This window comes from Mesorhizobium sp. M7A.F.Ca.CA.002.05.1.1 (assembly GCF_003998335.1).
Taxonomy (GTDB): domain Bacteria; phylum Pseudomonadota; class Alphaproteobacteria; order Rhizobiales; family Rhizobiaceae; genus Mesorhizobium.
In genome coordinates this window covers 1-1,851 of record NZ_RZQI01001064.1, presented here as the reverse complement: position 1 = coordinate 1,851, position 1,851 = coordinate 1, and the positions used below count along the sequence as shown (strand labels likewise).

Sequence of the window (1,851 nt, the reverse complement as noted above, 5' to 3'; positions counted from 1 at the left end):
CGCCATGCCTTCATAGAGCCAGCCGGCGGCGCGGTCGAAGCTCGCATCGGCGCCGAAGCGGTAGCGGGCCAGCGTCATCTCGTCGTCGTTGAAGATCGGCGTCACCAGCCCGGCGCCGGCCTTGTAGGCGTGCTCGACGATCCGCCTGGTCAACGGCAGTGCCGCGATCGACGAAGTCAGCACCAGATCCTGCCCCGGCTGCAATTGCAGTCCGACCTTGATGGCGACTTCCGCCAGCCTGTCGAGCTTCACCGGGTCGATCGATGCGGAAACGCCGCGCGAATGTGTGGTCATGATCCTGCCTGTCGTAGTTTGATGTCCGACTCTACATAGCTCGGTGCCTCCGTCCTTTCCACCGCGATCGCGCCGGCGGGTTCTGGGTTTACGGACCCGAACCGCGCCATGGTTGCCTCGATCTCTTCCCTGATCCAGACCTTGAAATCACGGACCTTGCGGCTTTCCGCCTTGACGGACGAGGTCACCAGCCAATAGCCGAGCCCGCTCTGGGCGCGGATTCCGAAAGGCGCCACCAGCCGCCCGTCGGTCAGCGCATCCGCGGCAAGCAATTGCCAGCCCAGCATCACGCCATGGCCGGCAATCGCCGATTCCAGGCACAGCATCGGGTCGGTGAAACGCGCACCCTTGAGGAAGGTGACAGGCGGAACGCCTGCTGTCTCGAACCAGCTTTCCCAGTTGATCATTGCCCGCTCGTCGGTGATCGCGCAGGTCTGGGCAAGATCCTCGATCGACTTCAGTTTTTGGGCGATCGCCGGCGCGCAGACCGGGAAGACTTCCTGCGCCAAGAGCAGTTCCGTGCGTCCGCCCGGCCATTTGCCGTCGCCGAGCCGGATGGCGATGTCGATGTCCGAGTGATCGAGATTGGCCAGCCGCACCGAAGCGTCGATGCGCAGCAGCACTTTGGGATGCCGGTCGAAGTGGCGAGATAGTCTGGGCAACAGCCACTTCGAGGCAAAGGCCGGCGCCACCGAAACCACCAATGTGCATTGCGTAGCCTCGTCGGCCAGGGCCACGGCCTGGGAAAGCTCACGAAATCCAGCACCGAGGCGGGCCGCGAAGACGGCGCCGAATTCGGTCAGCACCAGACCGCTCGCCGTTCGCTCGAACAGCGCCTGGCCGAGCTGTTTTTCGGTACGGCTGATCTGCTGGCTGACGGCGCTGACGGAAACGTTGAGCTCACCGGCCGCCGCCGCCAGCGATCCGAGACGGGCAACGGTTTCGACGGCGCGGAGGCCGTTGAGATGGACGCGGTTGAGCATGGCCATTGAGTTTTTCTAAACTGATCCGGCTGAAATCTCAATTGATAGGCATATCGAAACGGCAGATTTTGTCGGGAGAGACAGACCTGTGGAGCCGGAAATGTTAGGGATTTTGTCGTCGTCGCTGAAGGTCTTTTTCACTGCGAGCAGGCCGTATGAGCCGCGCCCGGACGGCGAGGCGCAGAGATGGCTGATCGATCCGCTTTCGCATCCGGTGCTGAACACCATGTCGGAGCGCGAACTGGGCGATGTGCCGTTCAGGCTGACGGCACGGCGGACAGTGCACGAAACGGCTCCGCTACGCGCCGGCGGTCGCTGCTGAGCAGGCGCGAAGCGTTCGGCTTGGGGAAAGTCGAGGCGAGCACCGCGTCCCGCGCACGCACTGGCCCAACAGATGGCGATTGTTTCAGCGATCCCTGCACTTATTGTGCAGTGCAATGACATCGGCCACCTCGACAGCGCTGCGTTTCGCCTTCGCCGGCATGATTGCCATGGCGATTGCCATGGGCATCGGCCGTTTCGTCTACACGCCGATCCTGCCCGGCATGATGCAGGAACTGCATCTGTCGCCGGC

General features: G+C 63.2%; 4 protein-coding genes. 2 read left to right on the top strand and 2 right to left on the bottom strand.

Annotated elements, in window-relative coordinates; genetic code table 11:
• Together EN939_RS32475 and EN939_RS32470 are read right to left on the bottom strand one after the other, a co-directional pair.
• A partial coding sequence (locus EN939_RS32475) for an aminopeptidase (RefSeq protein ID WP_164751432.1) occupies nucleotides 1–294 on the bottom strand: 294 nt, incomplete at its 3' end.
• Nucleotides 291–1,283: a LysR substrate-binding domain-containing protein gene (locus EN939_RS32470; RefSeq protein WP_127271620.1), complete on the bottom strand. Its 993-nt coding sequence runs from the start codon at nucleotides 1,281–1,283 to the stop codon at nucleotides 291–293. The genes EN939_RS32470 and EN939_RS32475, both read right to left, overlap by 4 nt.
• Nucleotides 1,284–1,377: 94 nt before the next feature.
• On the opposite strand from EN939_RS32470, the gene EN939_RS32465 reads away from it, so the two are divergent.
• Together EN939_RS32465 and EN939_RS32460 are read left to right on the top strand one after the other, a co-directional pair.
• The gene (locus EN939_RS32465; RefSeq protein WP_127271618.1) at nucleotides 1,378–1,599 is read left to right on the top strand and encodes a hypothetical protein; all 222 of its coding nucleotides are present in this window, start codon (nucleotides 1,378–1,380) and stop codon (nucleotides 1,597–1,599) included.
• 115 nt (nucleotides 1,600–1,714) lie between these two features.
• Nucleotides 1,715–1,851 (top strand): YbfB/YjiJ family MFS transporter (locus tag EN939_RS32460; RefSeq protein ID WP_127271617.1); only part of this gene is annotated, 137 nt, incomplete at its 3' end.